Source organism: Kitasatospora sp. YST-16 (assembly GCF_026802215.1).
GTDB lineage: Bacteria > Actinomycetota > Actinomycetes > Streptomycetales > Streptomycetaceae > Kitasatospora > Kitasatospora cineracea.
In genome coordinates this window covers 5,418,868-5,434,229 of the sequence record NZ_CP113837.1, presented here as the reverse complement: position 1 = coordinate 5,434,229, position 15,362 = coordinate 5,418,868, and the positions used below count along the sequence as shown (strand labels likewise).

General features: G+C 74.6%; 11 protein-coding genes and 1 pseudogene. 1 reads left to right on the top strand and 11 read right to left on the bottom strand.

Annotated elements, in window-relative coordinates:
* Positions 1-4: 4 nt before the first annotated feature.
* The 9 genes and pseudogenes from OU787_RS24640 to OU787_RS24600 form a co-directional block, all read right to left on the bottom strand.
* The gene (locus OU787_RS24640; protein WP_268661984.1) at positions 5-691 is read right to left on the bottom strand and encodes a Wzz/FepE/Etk N-terminal domain-containing protein; all 687 of its coding nucleotides are present in this window, start codon (positions 689-691) and stop codon (positions 5-7) included.
* 184 nt (positions 692-875) lie between these two features.
* A pseudogene (locus tag OU787_RS24635) lies at positions 876-2,003 on the bottom strand (glycosyltransferase); the annotation flags it as partial.
* On the bottom strand, positions 2,000-2,812 hold the full coding sequence (locus tag OU787_RS24630; RefSeq protein ID WP_268660557.1) for a polysaccharide deacetylase family protein: 813 nt from the start codon (positions 2,810-2,812) through the stop codon (positions 2,000-2,002). The pseudogene OU787_RS24635 and the gene OU787_RS24630, both read right to left, overlap by 4 nt.
* Positions 2,802-3,761, bottom strand: coding sequence for a lipid II flippase MurJ (locus OU787_RS24625; RefSeq protein WP_268660556.1), 960 nt, complete (start codon positions 3,759-3,761; stop codon positions 2,802-2,804). The genes OU787_RS24630 and OU787_RS24625 overlap by 11 nt, the downstream gene beginning before the upstream one ends.
* Positions 3,755-4,531 carry a lipid II flippase MurJ gene (locus tag OU787_RS24620; RefSeq protein WP_268660555.1) on the bottom strand — a complete coding sequence of 259 codons (777 nt, stop codon included), beginning with the start codon at positions 4,529-4,531 and terminating at the stop codon, positions 3,755-3,757. Before OU787_RS24620 ends, OU787_RS24625 begins: the two co-directional genes overlap by 7 nt.
* Positions 4,528-5,850 carry an O-antigen ligase family protein gene (locus OU787_RS24615; protein WP_268660554.1) on the bottom strand — a complete coding sequence of 441 codons (1,323 nt, stop codon included), beginning with the start codon at positions 5,848-5,850 and terminating at the stop codon, positions 4,528-4,530. Before OU787_RS24615 ends, OU787_RS24620 begins: the two co-directional genes overlap by 4 nt.
* A 4-nt stretch (positions 5,851-5,854) precedes the next feature.
* On the bottom strand, positions 5,855-7,414 hold the full coding sequence (locus OU787_RS24610) for a sugar transferase (protein WP_268660553.1): 1,560 nt from the start codon (positions 7,412-7,414) through the stop codon (positions 5,855-5,857).
* Positions 7,415-7,710: 296 nt separating this feature from the next.
* Positions 7,711-8,874 carry a glycosyltransferase gene (locus tag OU787_RS24605; RefSeq protein ID WP_268660552.1) on the bottom strand — a complete coding sequence of 388 codons (1,164 nt, stop codon included), beginning with the start codon at positions 8,872-8,874 and terminating at the stop codon, positions 7,711-7,713.
* Positions 8,875-8,994: 120 nt separating this feature from the next.
* Positions 8,995-9,435, bottom strand: coding sequence for an SRPBCC family protein (locus OU787_RS24600; RefSeq protein ID WP_268660551.1), 441 nt, complete (start codon positions 9,433-9,435; stop codon positions 8,995-8,997).
* A gap of 103 nt (positions 9,436-9,538) precedes the next feature.
* Between OU787_RS24600 and OU787_RS24595 the strand changes: the two genes are divergently transcribed.
* Positions 9,539-10,438: a HipA family kinase gene (locus OU787_RS24595; protein WP_268660550.1), complete on the top strand. Its 900-nt coding sequence runs from the start codon at positions 9,539-9,541 to the stop codon at positions 10,436-10,438.
* A gap of 15 nt (positions 10,439-10,453) precedes the next feature.
* On the opposite strand, the gene OU787_RS24590 is transcribed toward OU787_RS24595, so the two are convergent.
* Together OU787_RS24590 and OU787_RS24585 are read right to left on the bottom strand one after the other, a co-directional pair.
* On the bottom strand, positions 10,454-11,932 hold the full coding sequence (locus OU787_RS24590; protein ID WP_268660549.1) for a S8 family peptidase: 1,479 nt from the start codon (positions 11,930-11,932) through the stop codon (positions 10,454-10,456).
* Between the two features lie 236 nt (positions 11,933-12,168).
* Entirely contained in the window at positions 12,169-15,078 is a 2,910-nt protein-coding gene (locus tag OU787_RS24585; RefSeq protein WP_030459344.1) for a glycoside hydrolase family 48 protein, read from the bottom strand.
* Between the last annotated feature and the right edge of the window lie 284 nt (positions 15,079-15,362).

The window sequence follows — 15,362 nt, the reverse complement described above, 5'->3', positions numbered from 1 at the left end:
AGCTTCACCGGGCGGCCGCCGGGGCGCGGGTCTTCCCGGGAGCGGGCTCGGCGGCCCCGGCGGCCTCGGCCTGGGCGGGCAGCGCGGGCTCGGGCTCCGCGGCCTGCGGGGTCGGCGGGGCTTCCGGGGTGGCGGACGGCTTGCGGCGGGTGAGCAGCACCAGGGCGCCGACCAGCACGCCGGCGGCCGCGCCGACCGCGGTGTCCAGGCTCGCGGACGGGGAGGCGGGGGCGTCGGGCTCGGCGGCGGGGGCCAGCGGGACCAGGCGGACGCCGGTCTCCTTGCTGCTGGCGTTGCCGAACGCGATCAGCGACTTGGCGACCGCGTCGGCGTTCTTCACCGCCTCCTCGCCGCGGGCGCCGGTGCCGGTGATCTCGATCATCGGGGCGTCCGGGGAGGTGGTGCCGCGGACCAGCCCGGCCAGCGCGGTCACCGTCCGGCCGGTCTCGGCGGCGGCCCCGATCAGCACCTGCGGCTGGCCGGTGAGCCGGCCGTACGCCTGGGCGAAGTTGACGGCGGTGGAGTTCTCGCCGGGGTTGTTCGGGACCACCACCACGTAGGAACTCGCCGAGTAGCTGGGGTGCGAGACGAGGGCGTAGCCGGCGCCGGCCGCCGCGCCGAGCGGGACGGCGAGGGCCAGCGGCCACCATCGGCGGGCCAGCGCGCGGGCGCGGCGGCGTGGTTCGGGCATCGGTGGCTCCAGGAGGGTGAGAGGGGCGGGCGGATCGGTGCGCGGCGGCCCGGCAGCGGGCCGGGCCGGCGGGGTCAGGCGTCGGGGCGCCGGCGGCGGCCGGCCGGTGTCCGGCGGGGGTGCGCGCGGGGGTCCGGCTCGGGCCGCGGGCGGGCGGGACCCGGGCCGGGGGTTCCGGGTGCGGCTGCGCGGGCTTGCGGCGGCCCGGCAGGGCGGCGGCCGACTCGCGGTAGAGGGCGGCGAGTTCGGCCGCGATCCGGGCGATGTCGTAGTGCGCGACGGCGGGCGGGACCGGCTGCGGGCCCGGGCGGGTGGTGGCGAGGAGGGCCAACTCGCGGGCGTAGGGCTCGGGTTCGGAGGGGAGCAGGCGGGCCTGCGGGGCGGCGTCCGGGGGGAGCTCGGCGAGCGCCGGGCAGGCGGAGTGCAGCAGCGGGAGGCCCGCCGCCAGGCCCTCCAGGGCGGCCAGGCCGAAGGTCTCCTCGCGGGACGGGGAGACCAGCACGTCGACGGCGGTGAGCAGCTCCGGCACGTCGTCGCGTTCGCCGGTGAGCACCAGGCGGTCGCGGACGCCGAGCCGGGCGGCGCGTTCGAGCAGCGCGGCCCGCTCGGGGCCCTCGCCGATCAGCAGCAGCCGGGCGTCGGGGAGCCTGGCCAGTGCCTCCAGGGGGACGTGGAAGCGCTTGCCGGGCACCAGCCGGCCGACCGCGCCGATCACGAACACGCCGATGGGCAGACCGAGTTGGGCGCGCAGCCGGCCGCGGTGGGCGGCCCGGGCGGCGGGGGTGAAGCGGTACCGGGCGGCGTCCACCCCGTTCGGCAGCAGCCGGATCCGCTCGGCGGGGACGCCCCAGGCGCCGAGCACTCCGGCGACCTGGCCGGAGACCGCCAGGGTGGTGGTGCCGAGCCGTTCGGCGCCCAGGTAGAGCGCCTTGACGCCGCGCGAGGTGGGGCGGCCCTCGATCACGCCGGACTGCAGCGAGTGCTCGGTGGCGATCACCGCGCGGACGCCGGCCAGCCGGGCGGCGAGGCGGCCGTACAGCATGGCCCGGTACAGGTGGGTGTGCACCAGGTCGTAGCGGCCGGCGCGGATCAGCCGGGTGAGCCGGGGCAGCACCGCGAGGTCCCGGTTGCCGCGCATGTCGAGGTGGTGGACGGTGAAGCCGTCGGCGCGCAGTTCCCGGGCGACCGCGCCGGGGTTGGTGAGGGCCGCCACCTCGTGCTCCTGGTCCTTGGGCAAGTAGCGCAGCAGCAGGGCGAGTTGGCGTTCGGCACCGCCCGCGTGCAGGCCGGTGACCACGTGCAGGACTCTCATCGGGGCTCCCCCGCGGCGGCCTTCGGCGCGGACTTCGGCGCGGACTTCGGCGGGGCCCAGCGCAGCCCGGTCACGGCGTCCCGCCAGCGGTGCCGGCCGTGCTTGGCGCGCAGCCGCCAGGCCCCGTCCCGGTCGCCGACGTAGCAGCGCGGCAGGGCGTACCGGCCGGTCAGCCAGGAGTGGTCGATGGCGCAGGCGTAGTCGTACCCGGCGTCCCGCACCGCCCGGGTGGCGGGCAGGTCGACCGCGCCGTACGGGTAGCAGAAGCCGGTGACCGGGCCGCCGACCAGGTCCTCCAGGGCCCGCCGGCTCTCCGCGGTCTGGCGTTCCAGGGCGGCCGGGGACAGGCCGGGCAGGGCCTGGTGGCCCAGCCCGTGCGAGCCGATCTCCCAGCCGGATCCCGCGAGTTCGGCGACCTGCTCGACCGTGAGCAGCTTCTTGCGCGGCCCCTCGGTGTCCCAGCCGTTCTCGCTGCCGAGCAGGTCGGGGACGACGTACGCGGTGGCGGTGAAGCCGTACTCGCGCAGCACCGGGACGGCGTGCCGGGCGAAGTCGGCGTAGCCGTCGTCGAAGGTCAGGCCGACCAGCCGGGCCTCCCGGCCCCGGGCCTGCGCGGCCAGCAGTTCGCGGACGCTGACGCCGCGCCGGCCGGTGCGGTGCAGCCAGTCCATCTGCTCGGCGAACCGCTCGGGGGCGACGGTGAGCAGGTACGGGTCCTCCTCCTCCTCGGCCACCGAGTGGTACATCAGGATCCAGGGCGCGAGCCTGGGGGCGAGTGCCTGGGCCGGCAGGCGGGGATCAGCGGCCATGCGACTTCCCTTCGGCAGCTGGTGCGGTGGGTGACGGGGCGGGCCGCGGCCGGCGGGCCCGGGCCAGCAGCCCGAGCACCGGTCCGCGCACCTCGGGGGCGCCGAACAGCGCGCCGAGGACGGCGAAGGCCAGCAGGACGGCGGTGCCGCCGGAGAGCGCGGCGGGCAGCGGCCCGGCGGCCGTCCGGGCGGCCAGCGCGCCCAGGGCGGTGGCGGCGACGGCGGCGGCCAGCAGCCGGGCCTGGCCGCCGAGCACCCGGGGCAGCCGCAGCGCGACGCCGCGCAGCATCAGGCCGCGCATCAGCAGCGCCGCGGTGGTGGTGATGCCCGCGGCGTTGCCCGCGGCCAGGCCGAGCGCCCCGAAGTGCGGGGTGGCGCCGACGCCGACCGCGACGGTGACGGCCAGGCCGAGCAGCATCGCCCCGACCGGGTACCAGTCCAGCCAGGTGATCCGGTCGCCCTCGGCGCGCGGGACGTCGGCGCGGCGCACCACCGGGCGGACGCAGAAGTACGGCCGGACCATCACGCCGATCATCGCCTGCGCGGGCAGCCCGAAGGAGTAGACCCGGATCACCGCGGCGGTGGCGGCCGTGTCGGCCGGGCCGAACGCGCCGCGCTGGAACAGCAGGGCGACCAGCGCCGGGGCGCAGGCCATCAGGAAGGCGGTGCCCAGCAGGACCAGCGCGGCGGCCTGCCCGAGGTCCTTCTCGACCCGGTCGCGGGCCGCCGTGAAGTCTCCCGCGGCCATCGCCCGGGCCACCACCGGGAAGGTCACGGTGACGATCAGGATCGCCGAGGTCATCGCCAACTGGCTGACCTTGGCGGCGTAGTTGAGGTGCGAGATGGTGCCGGGCGGCAGGTCGGAGCCGAGGTAGCGCTCGATGAACACCTGGGCCTGCCGGGTCAGCGTGAACGCGGCCACCGGCAGCAGCGCCAGCGGGATCAGCACCAGCCGCCGGGCCGCCCCCGGCGCAGCCCGCGCCGCCGCCCGCCGGAGCGCAGCCGGCGGGCGAACGGCAGCACCAGCACGCCGGCCATCAGCGCGCTGCCGACCGCCACGCCGATCGCCGCGGAGCGCACCCCGAGCAGCCGGTGGCCGCTGAGCAGCAGCGCCAGGATGCCCAGGTTGTACATCACGTAGATGACGGCGGGCGCGGTGAAGGAGTGCAGGGCGCGCAGCGCGGAGGCCAGGTACCCGGCGACGCCGAACGGCAGGATGGTGAGCGCGGTGATCCGGGTGCAGGTGACGGCGAGCCGCGGGTCGGCCAGGCCGGGGGCGAGCAGTTCGACCAGCTGCGGGGCGCCGAGCGCGACGGCGCCGGACAGCGTGCACAGCGCGAGCAGCAGCCAGGGCAGCGTGGAGCGGGTCAACTGCCGCACCGGGTCCGGCCCGTGCGGGCGCTCCTCGCGCAGCACCAGGGCCAGGCTGAAGGCCGGGACCATCAGGAACGCCATCGCGTCCTCGATCAGCAGCGGCGCGGCGGTCTCCGGCACCGTCCAGGCGACCAGGAAGGCGTCGGTGCCCTGGTTGGCGCCGAAGTAGCGGGCCAGCAGCAGGTCGCGGAGCAGGCCGAGGCCGGAGCCGGCCGCGCTGAGCAGCGCGGTGACGCCGAACGCCTTGGCCAGGAAGCCTCGTCTGGCCGGTTCGGCGGCCGTGCGCGGGGCGGGGACGGCGGCGGTGGCGGCGGCCACCTCGGCCACCGGCTGGTCGGTCGTCATGCGCCGTTCGCCTCAAGGGGGTCGGGGCCGGGGAAGGCGGTGCGGGCGGCCAGGCCGAGGACCACCGAGGTCAGCACGGTGGTGGTGCCGCCGATGTCGGCGTAGAGGAAGTCCCAGAGCACCCAGCAGAGCAGGGCGAGCGCGGCCAGGCCGGGGCCGGTGGCGCGGCGCAGGCAGCCGAGCAGCAGGGCGAGGAACAGCGCCAGGTAGGCGACGACGCCGAGCAGGCCCTGTTCGCTGAGCACCAGGAAGTACATGTTGTGCGGGGAGAGCAGCGGTTCGCGCTGGAAGCCGATGGTGGAGTCGGCGGCGTCGCTGCCGGAGGAGAGCCGCAGCGGGGCGTGGCTGTCGCGCAGCTGCTGGAACGCCTTGGGGCCGGCGCCGGTGACCGGGTGGTCCTGCCAGATCCGGCCGGCCGTGGACCACAGGTCGTAGCGGTCGGAGACCGACTGGTCGGGGGCGGCGGAGACCGAGCCGATCGAGCTGAGCCGCTCGGTGACGCCGGAGGCGCCGAGGCCGAACCCGCCGACCAGCACCACCGCGGCGGCGGCGCCGACCAGCACGCCCTTGACGGCGAGCCGGGCGTCGGCGCGCAGCAGCAGCACGCCGGCGGCGACGGCGGTGGCGATCCAGCTGCCCCGGCTGAACGAGACCGCCAGCGGGAAGGCCAGGAACGCGGCACTGGCCCACATCGCCCGGCGCAGCACCCTGCTGCCGCCGGGGCGGCGCTCGGCGAGGGCCAGGCCGAGGGCGGCCAGCAGCCCGTACGAGACGACGGTGGACATCGCCATGATGTCGAGCGCGCCGAAGGTGCCGACGGCGCGGATCGGCTGGCCGGTGTAGGAGGCGCCGGTGCGGGTCAGGTACTGGTGGGCGCCGACCGCGCCCTCGATCAGGGCGGCCAGCACGAAGGAGCCGAGCACCAGCCGCCGGTCGCGGGTGTCGCGGACGGCGAGCAGCACCGAGACGGGCACCAGCACGAAGATCTGCACCAGCCGGACGAAGCCGGTGAGGCTGGCGGCCGGGTCGATGGAGTGCGCGGTGGCGACGGCGGCGGCCAGCACCACGCCGCCGAGCAGGGCGCAGACGGCCGGGTCGAGCCGGGGCAGCCGGCCGCGCAGCAGGTCGAGGGCGATCAGCCCGACCAGGGCCAGCGAGGCGAGGTCGGCGGGGGTGACGTGGACGGCCGCGGCGACGTCCTTCTCCCCCGTCGGCACGCACACCAGGAGGACCGTCGCGGCCGCGAGCCAGCTCGGCCGGGCCGGGACTATCGCGGACAACTTCCGCGCGGGATAGGGAAGTTGAAGGGTGATCGCCATCGGTTCAGCTCCCGTCCGGGCGGACCACCAGGGCGGCGGTGCGGAGCAGGATCTTGGCGTCCCCCCACAGGCTCCAGCCCTCGATGTAGCGGTTGTCGAAGCGGGCCCGGTCCTCGATCGAGGTGTCCCCGCGCAGGCCGTTGACCTGGGCCAGGCCGGTCAGGCCGACCGGGACGCGGTGCCGGTCGGCGTACTCGGGGTACGCCTGGCCGAACCGCAGGACGAAGTAGGGGCGCTCGGGGCGCGGGCCGACCAGGCTCATGTCGCCGCGCAGCACGTTCCACAGCTGCGGCAGCTCGTCCAGCGAGGTCTTGCGCAGGAACTTGCCGATCGGGCCCATCCGGTGGTCCTGCGAGATGTTCCAGCGGGTGGCCGACTCGTGCTCGTTCGAGGGGCGCAGGGTGCGGAACTTCAGGACGGTGAAGACCCGGCCGTCCAGGCCGGTGCGCTGCTGGCGGAAGAGCACGCCGGGGCCGGTGTCCCAGCGCACCGCGAGGGCGCAGGCGGCCAGCAGCGGGGAGACCAGCAGCAGGCCGAGGCCGGCCGAGGCGATGTCGAAGCCGCGCTTGACGACCCAGCCGCCGCGGCGCATCGCGGGGGCGCCCAGGCGCAGGCAGGGGAAGCCCCACAGGTGGTCGCCCGCGCCCTGGACCGAGTCGAACTCGCGCAGGCCGGGCACCAGCCAGACCTGGCAGCCGAGCCGGGCGGCGTGCCGCAGCGCGGCCAGCGTGTCGGCCTCGTCGGCGGCGCCGGCGGTGGCCAGCACGTGGTGGATCCGGTAGCGGCGCAGCACCCGGCCGAGCACCTCGCGGCCGCCGAGCACCGGCAGCGCGGCGCCGGGCGGCAGCAGCACCGGGTCGGGGTCGAGGTAGCCGACCGGGCGCAGGCCGTACTCGGGGCGGTCGGTGAGCACCGCGGCGATCTGCTGGCCGAGCTCGCCCGCGCCGAGGATCAGCACCGGGCTGGGGCGGCGGCGGCGGGAGCGGCGGGTGAGGTGGTGGACGAAGGCCCGGCCGAGGGCGGCGAACGGGAGCAGCAGGAGCAGCAGGGCCAGCAGCCGCAGCGGGCTGACCGGGCCGAGGTCGGCCCAGCGGCCGGCCAGGCAGGCGTCGGCGGTGATGGCGAAGGCGGTGGCGACGGCCGCGCGGGCGGCCAGGGCGGGGAGCTCGTCGAGGGCGGAGAGGCTGAGCCGGGTGCGGTAGAGGCCGCCGGCCAGGTTGAGCGGGAGCAGGGCGGGCAGCAGCAGGGCGGCGGTGGCGACCGGGCGGGTGCCGGCGGGGGTGGTCGCGGCCGCGGCCAGGCCGACCGCCAGGGAGTCGGCGGCGGCCAGGGCCAGCGGCAGGGCGACCCGGGCGGGCAGCCGGCCGCGGTGCCGGCCGACCCCGGCCGAGGTCCGGGGCGCGGCGGCCCGGGACTTCGGCCGGTTCTTCGTCCGGAGCCTCGGCCGGTCGAGCGTGCCGGCGCCGGGCGCGGTGCCGGGCCCGGTGCCCGCCCGGCCGCCGGGGCGGCCGGGGCCCGTCAGCGTTCTGCCGGGCCGCGGCACGCTCTCGTGGTCAATGGTCATCAGCGCACGAACTCCCCTGCTGTGTACCCGCCGCGGCCGGGCAGTCGGACCGGACGCGCACCGGCTCGGCGCCTCGACCCGGTGGACGCGGTCCAGGTAAGCACCTGCTGCCGTGAAAGGCGGTCGGCCATTTCGCTACCGAAAATGGAGACGAAGCAGGCAAAATCAGACATTACCGAACGCCGACTGGCGCGCAGGAGGCTGACATGCCATTTCATTCCACCCGCCCAATAATCAGACATTCAGGAAAGAAGGCCGCACCTTGCGCGGGCGGGCGTTCACGGCCTGACAAACGATCAGAACCGCTGCGGGACACGGTCCGAGCGGCTCGCCGGGACCGCGCCACCTCGAACGATCGTCCGGTAGACCGCCGCCACCTGCTGAATCACTCCACGGATATCGTGATGATCTGCCACATATGACCGGGCCAGGACTCCGCGCCGTTCGCACTCGATCCGGTCGCCCAGGAATTCGATCAGCCGTTCGGCCATCGCGCCGGGATTCTCCGGCGGCACCACCGCCCGCTCCCGCTCCCCCGGCGGCAGGCACTCCCGGGCCCCCGGCACGTCGGTCAGCAGCACCGGCCGCCCGCAGGCCATCGCCTCCAGCGGCGCCAGCGCCATCCCCTCCCAGCGCGAGGGCAGCACCACCAGGTCGGCCGCCGCCAGCCACAGCCGCGGGTCCGCCACGTCGCCCACCATCCGCACCCGGGACGGGTCCGGCAGGCCGCGCACCTGCTCCGCCAGCGCCTCGGCGTCCGGTCCGCCGCCGACCAGCACCAGCCGGGCCGCCGGACGGGCCAGCTGCACCCGCGTCCAGGCGTCCAGCAGCACGTCCTGGCCCTTCTGCCGGCACAGCCGCCCCACGCACACCGCCAGCGGGTCCGCCCGGTCCAGGCCCAGGGTCATCCGGGCGGCCCGCCGGGACGCCCGGTCGGCGGGCGCGAAGTGCTCCAGGTCGACGCCGTTGGGCACCACCCGCCAGTCCGCGACCAGTCCGGCCGCCACCCCGTCCGCCCGCTCCCGCTCGCTGACGCACAGCACGGTGCGCGCCCAGCGGGTGGCGTGCCGCTCCCAGCGCAGGCTGGCCCCCGCCAGCGCGCCCTGCACCGCCGCGAACGACCAGGCGTGCGGCTGGAACACCGTCGCCGGAGTGCCGCGGGCCGCCAGCCGCCCGGCCAGCCCGGCCTTCGCGCTGTGCAGGTGCAGCACGTCCGGCGCGGTGCGGCGGACGATCCGGCGCAGCCGCCAGGCCTCCCCCGCGGTGGACGGGCCGGGCGAGCGCTCGGCGGGCCAGTCCAGCACCCGGGCGCCGGCCGCGGCCGCCTCCCGGGCGAGCCGGCCGCCGGGCGGGCAGGCCACCAGCACCCGGCACCCCGCAGCGCGCTGCCCGCGCACCAGGTCCACCACCACCCGGGCCACCCCGCCGTCGACCGGCTGGGACACATGAAGGATCGTCATCTGCACGGCCCGGAGCCTAAGTTGGCGACGGGTGCCGACCGGGCCCGCTTCACCCGTCCCGGGGAAGCAGAACACCCGTACGGCTGACGCGCCGTACGGGTGTCCGAATGCCGCGGGGGCTCAGCCGAGCTCGGCCGCCAGGTTCGCCAGCACCTGGTCGTGGATCCGGTTCAGGCCCTTGGGCGCGAAGGTCCGCTCGAAGAAGCCGCCGATCCCGGTGGCGCCCGTCCAGCTCGCCTCCACGGTGACCCGGCTGCCCTTCTCGCCGAGCGCCGACACCGTCCAGGTGATCACCATCGAGGAGTTGGCGTCGGTCTCCACCAGCTTCTCCGGGCTGGGCGCCGAGACCGTGAACAGGCAGTCCCGCACCCGCTTCTCGGTCGCCTGCAGCTTCCAGTGCACCTGCGTCCCGGCCCCCTCGCCGCCCGCCCGCACCTCGTACTCGCTGTACTGCGCGGGCAGCAGCTTCGGCCGGGTCACCGCGTAGTCCGCCAGTGCCCCGTACACCCTGGCCGGGTCGGCCTGGTACGTCCGCTCGGTGGTGGCGTGCACCTTGCCCATCGCTTCACATCTCCTCGGTCGGCTGCTCGACGGTCGGCCCCACCCAATCACCGCCCCGACCGCCCGCCAAACCGGGGGCGGCCGGCCGCGTTAGGGTGGGCGGATGCTCGATGAGGTGAAGGCGTTGCGGTATGTCGATCCGCTGCGGGCGGGGGGGTCGGTGCCCGGGGTGGTGGAGGCCGACGACCTGGGGACGTACGTGGTGAAGTTCACCGGGGCGGCGCAGGGGGTGAAGGCGCTGGTGGCCGAGGTGATCGTGGGGGAGCTGGGGCGGCGGCTGGGGTTGCGGGTGCCGCCGCTGGTGCTGGTGGACTTCGATCCGGTGGTGGCTTCGGACGAGCCGGACCAGGAGATCCAGGACCTGTTGCGGGCCAGTGCCGGGCGCAACCTCGGGATGGACCTGCTGCCGGGGGCGCGGGACTTCCGGCCGGGGATGATCGAGGTGTCGCCGCAGGAGGCGGGCCGGGTGGTCTGGCTGGACGCGCTGACCGGGAACGTCGACCGCACCGTGCACAACCCCAACCTGATGGTGTGGCACGGGCGGTTGTGGCTGATCGACAACGGCGCGGGCCTGGTGTTCCACCACCGCTGGGCGTCCGCGGCGGCCTCGGTGCACAAGCGGTACGACCTGAGCGGCCACGCGCTGGGCGGCTACGGCCCCGACCTGGCCGCCGCGGACGCCACGCTGGCCCCGCTGGTGACGCCGGAACTGCTGGGCGAGGTGGCCGCGCTGGTGCCGGACGCCTGGCTGGCCGGCGAGCCGGGGTTCGACTCGCCGGCCGCGGTGCGGGAGGCGTACGTGGCGCACCTGGCCGCCCGGGTCGCGCACTCGGCGGCCTGGCTGCCGGAGGGCTTCGCCACGCCGGAGCAGATCCGGGCCGCCGAGGAGCGGGCCGCCGCCGCGCGGCTGGCGGCCCGTCCGGCCTGGTTGAAGCAGGTGCCGAACCGGGCCGGTCTGGCTCCGGTGGAGTCGGACTGGTCCCGGCACGTCGGCGGGGAGTGAGCTACTGGCGCGCCGTCAGTTGCGCCACCCGTCGGCCGCCTTGGCGGCGGAGACCACGCCCGCGCCGTAGAAGCCGTTGTTCTGCTCGGTGCCCTCGCAGGTGGCCGTGTACAGGCCGGTACCGCCCGGGTTGAAGACGCCGGCCGGGCAGGCGTGCGGGTCGGCCTGCTCCACCAGCAGGGTGCGCAGCTGCTCGGGGCCGGCCCACGGGTGGGTGGAGGCGAGCAGGGCGGCGACGCCGGCCGCGTGCGGGGCGGCCATCGAGGTGCCGGAGCTGTAGCCGTACTTGTTGCCCGGGATGGTGGAGAGCACCGAGCCGCGGCCGTCGGGGGTGTCCGGCACCTGGTAGCGGCTGTCGCCGCCGGGGGCCGCGACGGTGACCTTGTTCAGGCCGTAGCTGGAGTAGTACGCCTTGTCGCCCTTGGCGCCGACCGCGGAGACCGCGACCACGCCGGGCAGTTCGGCGGGCAGGTCGAGGCAGTTCTCGTTGATCGGCCGCTCGCCGGGGGTGGTGTCGTCGGGGCTGGAGACGTCGACGGTCTTGTGCGCGAGGTCGATGTTCTCGTTGCCCGCGGCGGCGATGTTCAGCACTCCGTTGCGGCGGGAGTAGTCGACGGCCCGGCGGACGGCCTCGCTGACCGCGGCCTGGTCGGGGTCGTCGGCGCAGTTGAACATCCACGGGTCGACGTAGTAGCTGTTGTTGGTGACCTGGAAGTGGTGCTCGGCGGCCCAGACGAAGCCGCAGATCGCGTACTCGGGGTAGATGAACCCGCCGTCGTCGACCACCTTGACGGCGGCCAGCCGGACGCCGGGGGCGATGCCCTCGATGCCCTTGCCGTTCTTGGCGGCGGCGATGGTGCCGGCCACGTGGGTGCCGTGGCTGCTGGTGGTGGGCTGCCAGGACTGCCAGTCGGTGTCGGGGCGGCCGCTGAGGCAGGACGCGGAGAGCTTGGGGTCGACGTTGGCGGCGAGGTCCTCGTGGGCGGCGTCGATGCCGGAGTCGAGCACGCCGACCACCACGGACCGGCTGCCGAGGGTGGTGGCGTGCGCCCGGTCGACGCCGATCTGCCGCATGTCCCACTGGTTGGCCCAGAGCGGTTCGGCGCCGCCGGCGGCCGCGGCGGGGGCGTCGACCTCCTCGGTGACGCCCTCGACGCCGCCGGCCTGGATGCCCGCGGTGCGGCTGGCGCCGACCGAGTCGACGGTCTTCGACGTCCGGAGCCTCGCGGCGAAGCCGGGGTCGGCGGAGCGGGCGATCACCACGCCTATCTGCTGGTAGGAGGCGACCACGGTGCCGCCGGCCGCCCTGATCTCGCGCTCGGCCTTCTGGGTCTGCCCGTGGTTGGCCTTGGTGTTGACGACATAGCTGAGCAGGGGTCCGTCGGTGGTCGCCGCCGCTGCCGCGCCGGTGGCGGGCAGGGCCACTGCTCCGGCCGTGGCGAGGGCGAGGCAGGCCGCGGTGAGTGCGGAGCGGCGGATCCGGGGAACGCTCATAGGGGTTGACCCTCCCGAGTGTCGTCGGCGCGATCGTTGGTGATCGATGGCGTCCGAATGGCCGGGAGACTATTCAGCAGATATGACAAAAATCAAGAGGTAGTAAAGCAATCTCCTCAGAACGGGCGAGTGCCCGGTCCGCTGTCGGTCGGACCGGGCACTCGCGCTCGGGTGACGGCCCGTCAGCCGTCGGATCGGAGGGGTGACGGCCCGCCGGCCGTCGAGGTGGCGGCCCGTCAGCCGCCGAACAGGTCGCCGTAGGTGGCCATCGCCGTGGCGATGTCGGCCTGCGCCCAGAACCGGTGGTACGTGAAGGTCGGCGCGGCGCCGCCGTTCAGGTACGTCTGGACCTTGGCGAACGACGGGTCGTTCTTGTAGAAGGACCGGATCGACAGGAAGGTCGAGCTGCTGTTGATCGGGTCGCCGTTGGGCATGGTGCCGGTCCAGCCGCTCGGCACCGAGAGCGGGTCGTTGAACCGGCTGTAGTCGGTGCGGGTCTCCGGGACGGAGATGCCCAGCGCGTCCTGGTTGTTGGTCCACATGCCGTCGAGCAGCTTCTGCGCCGCGGCCTTGGCCGCCGCGTTGCCGGACTTGGCCGCGTAGTACGACAGCAGCTTGGCGTAGGAGCCGGAGACGCCCACGTCGCTGGTGTAGTCGACGACGCTCACGTGCAGGCCGGTGTTGGCGCCCGGGGAGGCCGCGTTCCAGGTGTCCGGCTTGCCGCTCCAGGCCAGCGTGGACGGGAACTTGTAGCTGCCGTCGGCGTTGAAGGTGGTCTGGGACAGCGCCCAGGTCACCCACTTGTCCAGGATGGCCTTGGCCTTCGGGTCACCGCTGGAGTAGTAGTACTCGGCCATCCGCTCCAGGCCCCAGGCCTGGAAGCCGAACCACTGGTTGGACGGCGGGTCGTGGTAGACCGGCGCCTCGTCGTAGAACATCCCGTAGAAGGTCGGGGTGCCGGCCGGCGGGGTCCCGTAGTCGCCCTCCCAGCTGTTGGTCGCGCCGCCCGCGATCGCGCCCTCGCTGGACTGCAGCCACTGGGTGAACTCCACCTGGCGGCCCATCGAGGTGGTCCAGTCGGTCTTGCCGGTGGCCGACTTGGGGGCCATCGCCGGGTCGTTGACCAGCGCGTACGCGGCCATCGGGTTCTGGTAGCCGCCGTGCGCCGCGCTGTCGCCGATCCGCCAGGACCAGCCCGCCGAGGTGTCGGTGGCGCCGCCCCAGGCGTAGTACCAGGACAGCAGGTAGTGCTCGGAGCTCTTGCCGCTGCCGGGCGCGCAGGTGCTGGCGCCGACGCAGTTGCCGACCTGCTTGAAGTACTTGTCGAAGAACGAGTACCGCAGGTAGTCGCCCATCTTGCCGGCCTTGGCCACCGTGGTGGCGACCTGCGAGCCGTTGCCCTGCGCCTTGGCCCAGGTGTCGGCCCAGTACGCGGCCTGGATGGCGCGCGCGTCGGCGTCCGGCGCGTCGGTGTACTTCCACTGCTTGGCGTACGAGTTGTCCTTGACGAACAGGTCGAGGTACCCGTTCTTGCCGCCGTACTTGAAGTTGTCGCAGGTGGGCTGCGGGATGGTCTCCCACACCGACTCCTGCGCGCCGCGCTGGTAGGTGTTGATGAACGAGGGGCCGGGCGAGGTCGGGCCGGCCTCGCACTTGCCGGGGCCGTTGCCGTAGCCGTAGACGTTGTCGACGTCCTGCAGCCAGTGCATGCCGTAGATGTCGTCGGTGCCGTACGCGCTCTTCAGCTCACCGGCGATCGGGTCGTTGCCCGCGGTGACCGAGGTGTCCAGCTGCGCCGGGTAGTCGCTCGGCAGCGGGCGCTCGGGCGCGTAGGTGGCCGGCTTGGAGGCGTTGTAGAACGAGTTCGTCGGCTGGTCGGCGTGCCCCGGGATCATGTACGTCTCCATGAGCGTCCATGCCGCGTTGAACTTCGACCAGTCCTGGGTGACCCGCCCGTACTGGGCCTCCAGCCAGAGCAGGTACGAGTACGCCTCCGAGGTGGTCTCGTGCCCCTGGTCGGGGGCCTCGACCAGCAGGGTCTCCACCGAGTGGTAGGGGATGCCCTCGGGCGAGAAGTAGCCGTTCGCCGGGTCCTTGATCTTGTTGTACAGCTGCAGGAACCGGTCGTTGTACACGCCCGAGGCGGCGGCCAGCTCGGTCACCGTGACCGCCGAGGAGGTGTACCCGGTGGCGGTGGAGGTGAAGGTGGCCGAGCCGGTGGAGGAGGCGTCGGCGGTGAGCGTGACGGTCTGCGCCGTCGACCAGTTGCTCGGGGTGAAGGTCAGCGTCGCGCCGGAGCTGATGGACAGTCCGGTGTTGCCCGAGCTCCGGGCGGTGGTGACGGTGACGTTGGCGCTGGGCTGGCTGCTGAGCTTGACCGCGAAGCTGCCGGTCTTGCCCTGGTTGACCGACAGGGTCAGCGGGGTGGCGCTGATCGCCGGGCCGGCCGCCACCGTGATGCCCGCCGGGGTCGACTCGCTGCTCGCGCCGAGGCTGTCGTACGCCTTGGCGTAGATCGAGTGGTTGCCGCTGGCCGCGCCCGTCCAGCTGTAGGTGTACGGGGCGGTGGTGGCGGTGCCGATCAGCGTGGTGTTGTCGTAGAACTCGACCTTGCTGATGCTCGCGCCGTCCGCCGCGGTGGCCGTCGCCGAGAGCGGGATGGCCGCCCCCGCCTGGTAGTTGGCGCCCGGGGCGGGGCTGGTCAGCGCGGTGGTCGGGGCCGCGTGCGCGCCGGTGCAGCTGGTGCCGTTGACCGCGAAGGCGGTCGGCGCGGTGTTGGTGCCGCTGTACGAGAAGTTGGCGCCCGCGGTGGCCGAACCGCCCGCCGCGATGGTGCCCGCCCAGGCGGGGGCGGCGACGGTGACGTTCTTGCCGGACTGGCTCCAGGTGCCGTTCCAGCCGGTGCCGGAGAGCGTCTGGTTGCCGGTGTAGGCGTAGGTGAGCGTCCAGCCGTTGAGCGCGGCGGTGCCCTTGTTGTTGATCGACACGTTCGCGGTGAAGCCGCTGCCCCAGTCGTTCGTCGTGTAGTCGACGGAGCACTGGACGACGGCGGCGGAGGCCGGGACGGCGACCGCGGTCGACAGGCCGGCGGCGAGCAGCGTGAGGGCGGCGGTGAGCGCCGAGACCCTGGTGCGGGGTGGAGACATGACGGCTCCTCGGTGGGGGTGGGTGGGGGAGTCCGGGGGCGATCGTGCGCGGGACGGATCCGGGGGCGGTGCCGGGAAGCCTTCCGCGGAGGTCCGAGCCTTCCGCGGGGTCTTCCCCGTGGGGTCTTCCGGGGTGGATCCGCCGGGGTCGTTCTGTGGGAGCGCTCCCAAATATCGGGAGGGGCATGCGCACTGTCAAGGGATCGCGCACCGCCGAGGCGTGTTGGCAACTGCCGTACCCCTAGCTATGGTTCGGGGCGGGCCTGTGGGAGCGCGCCCACTTT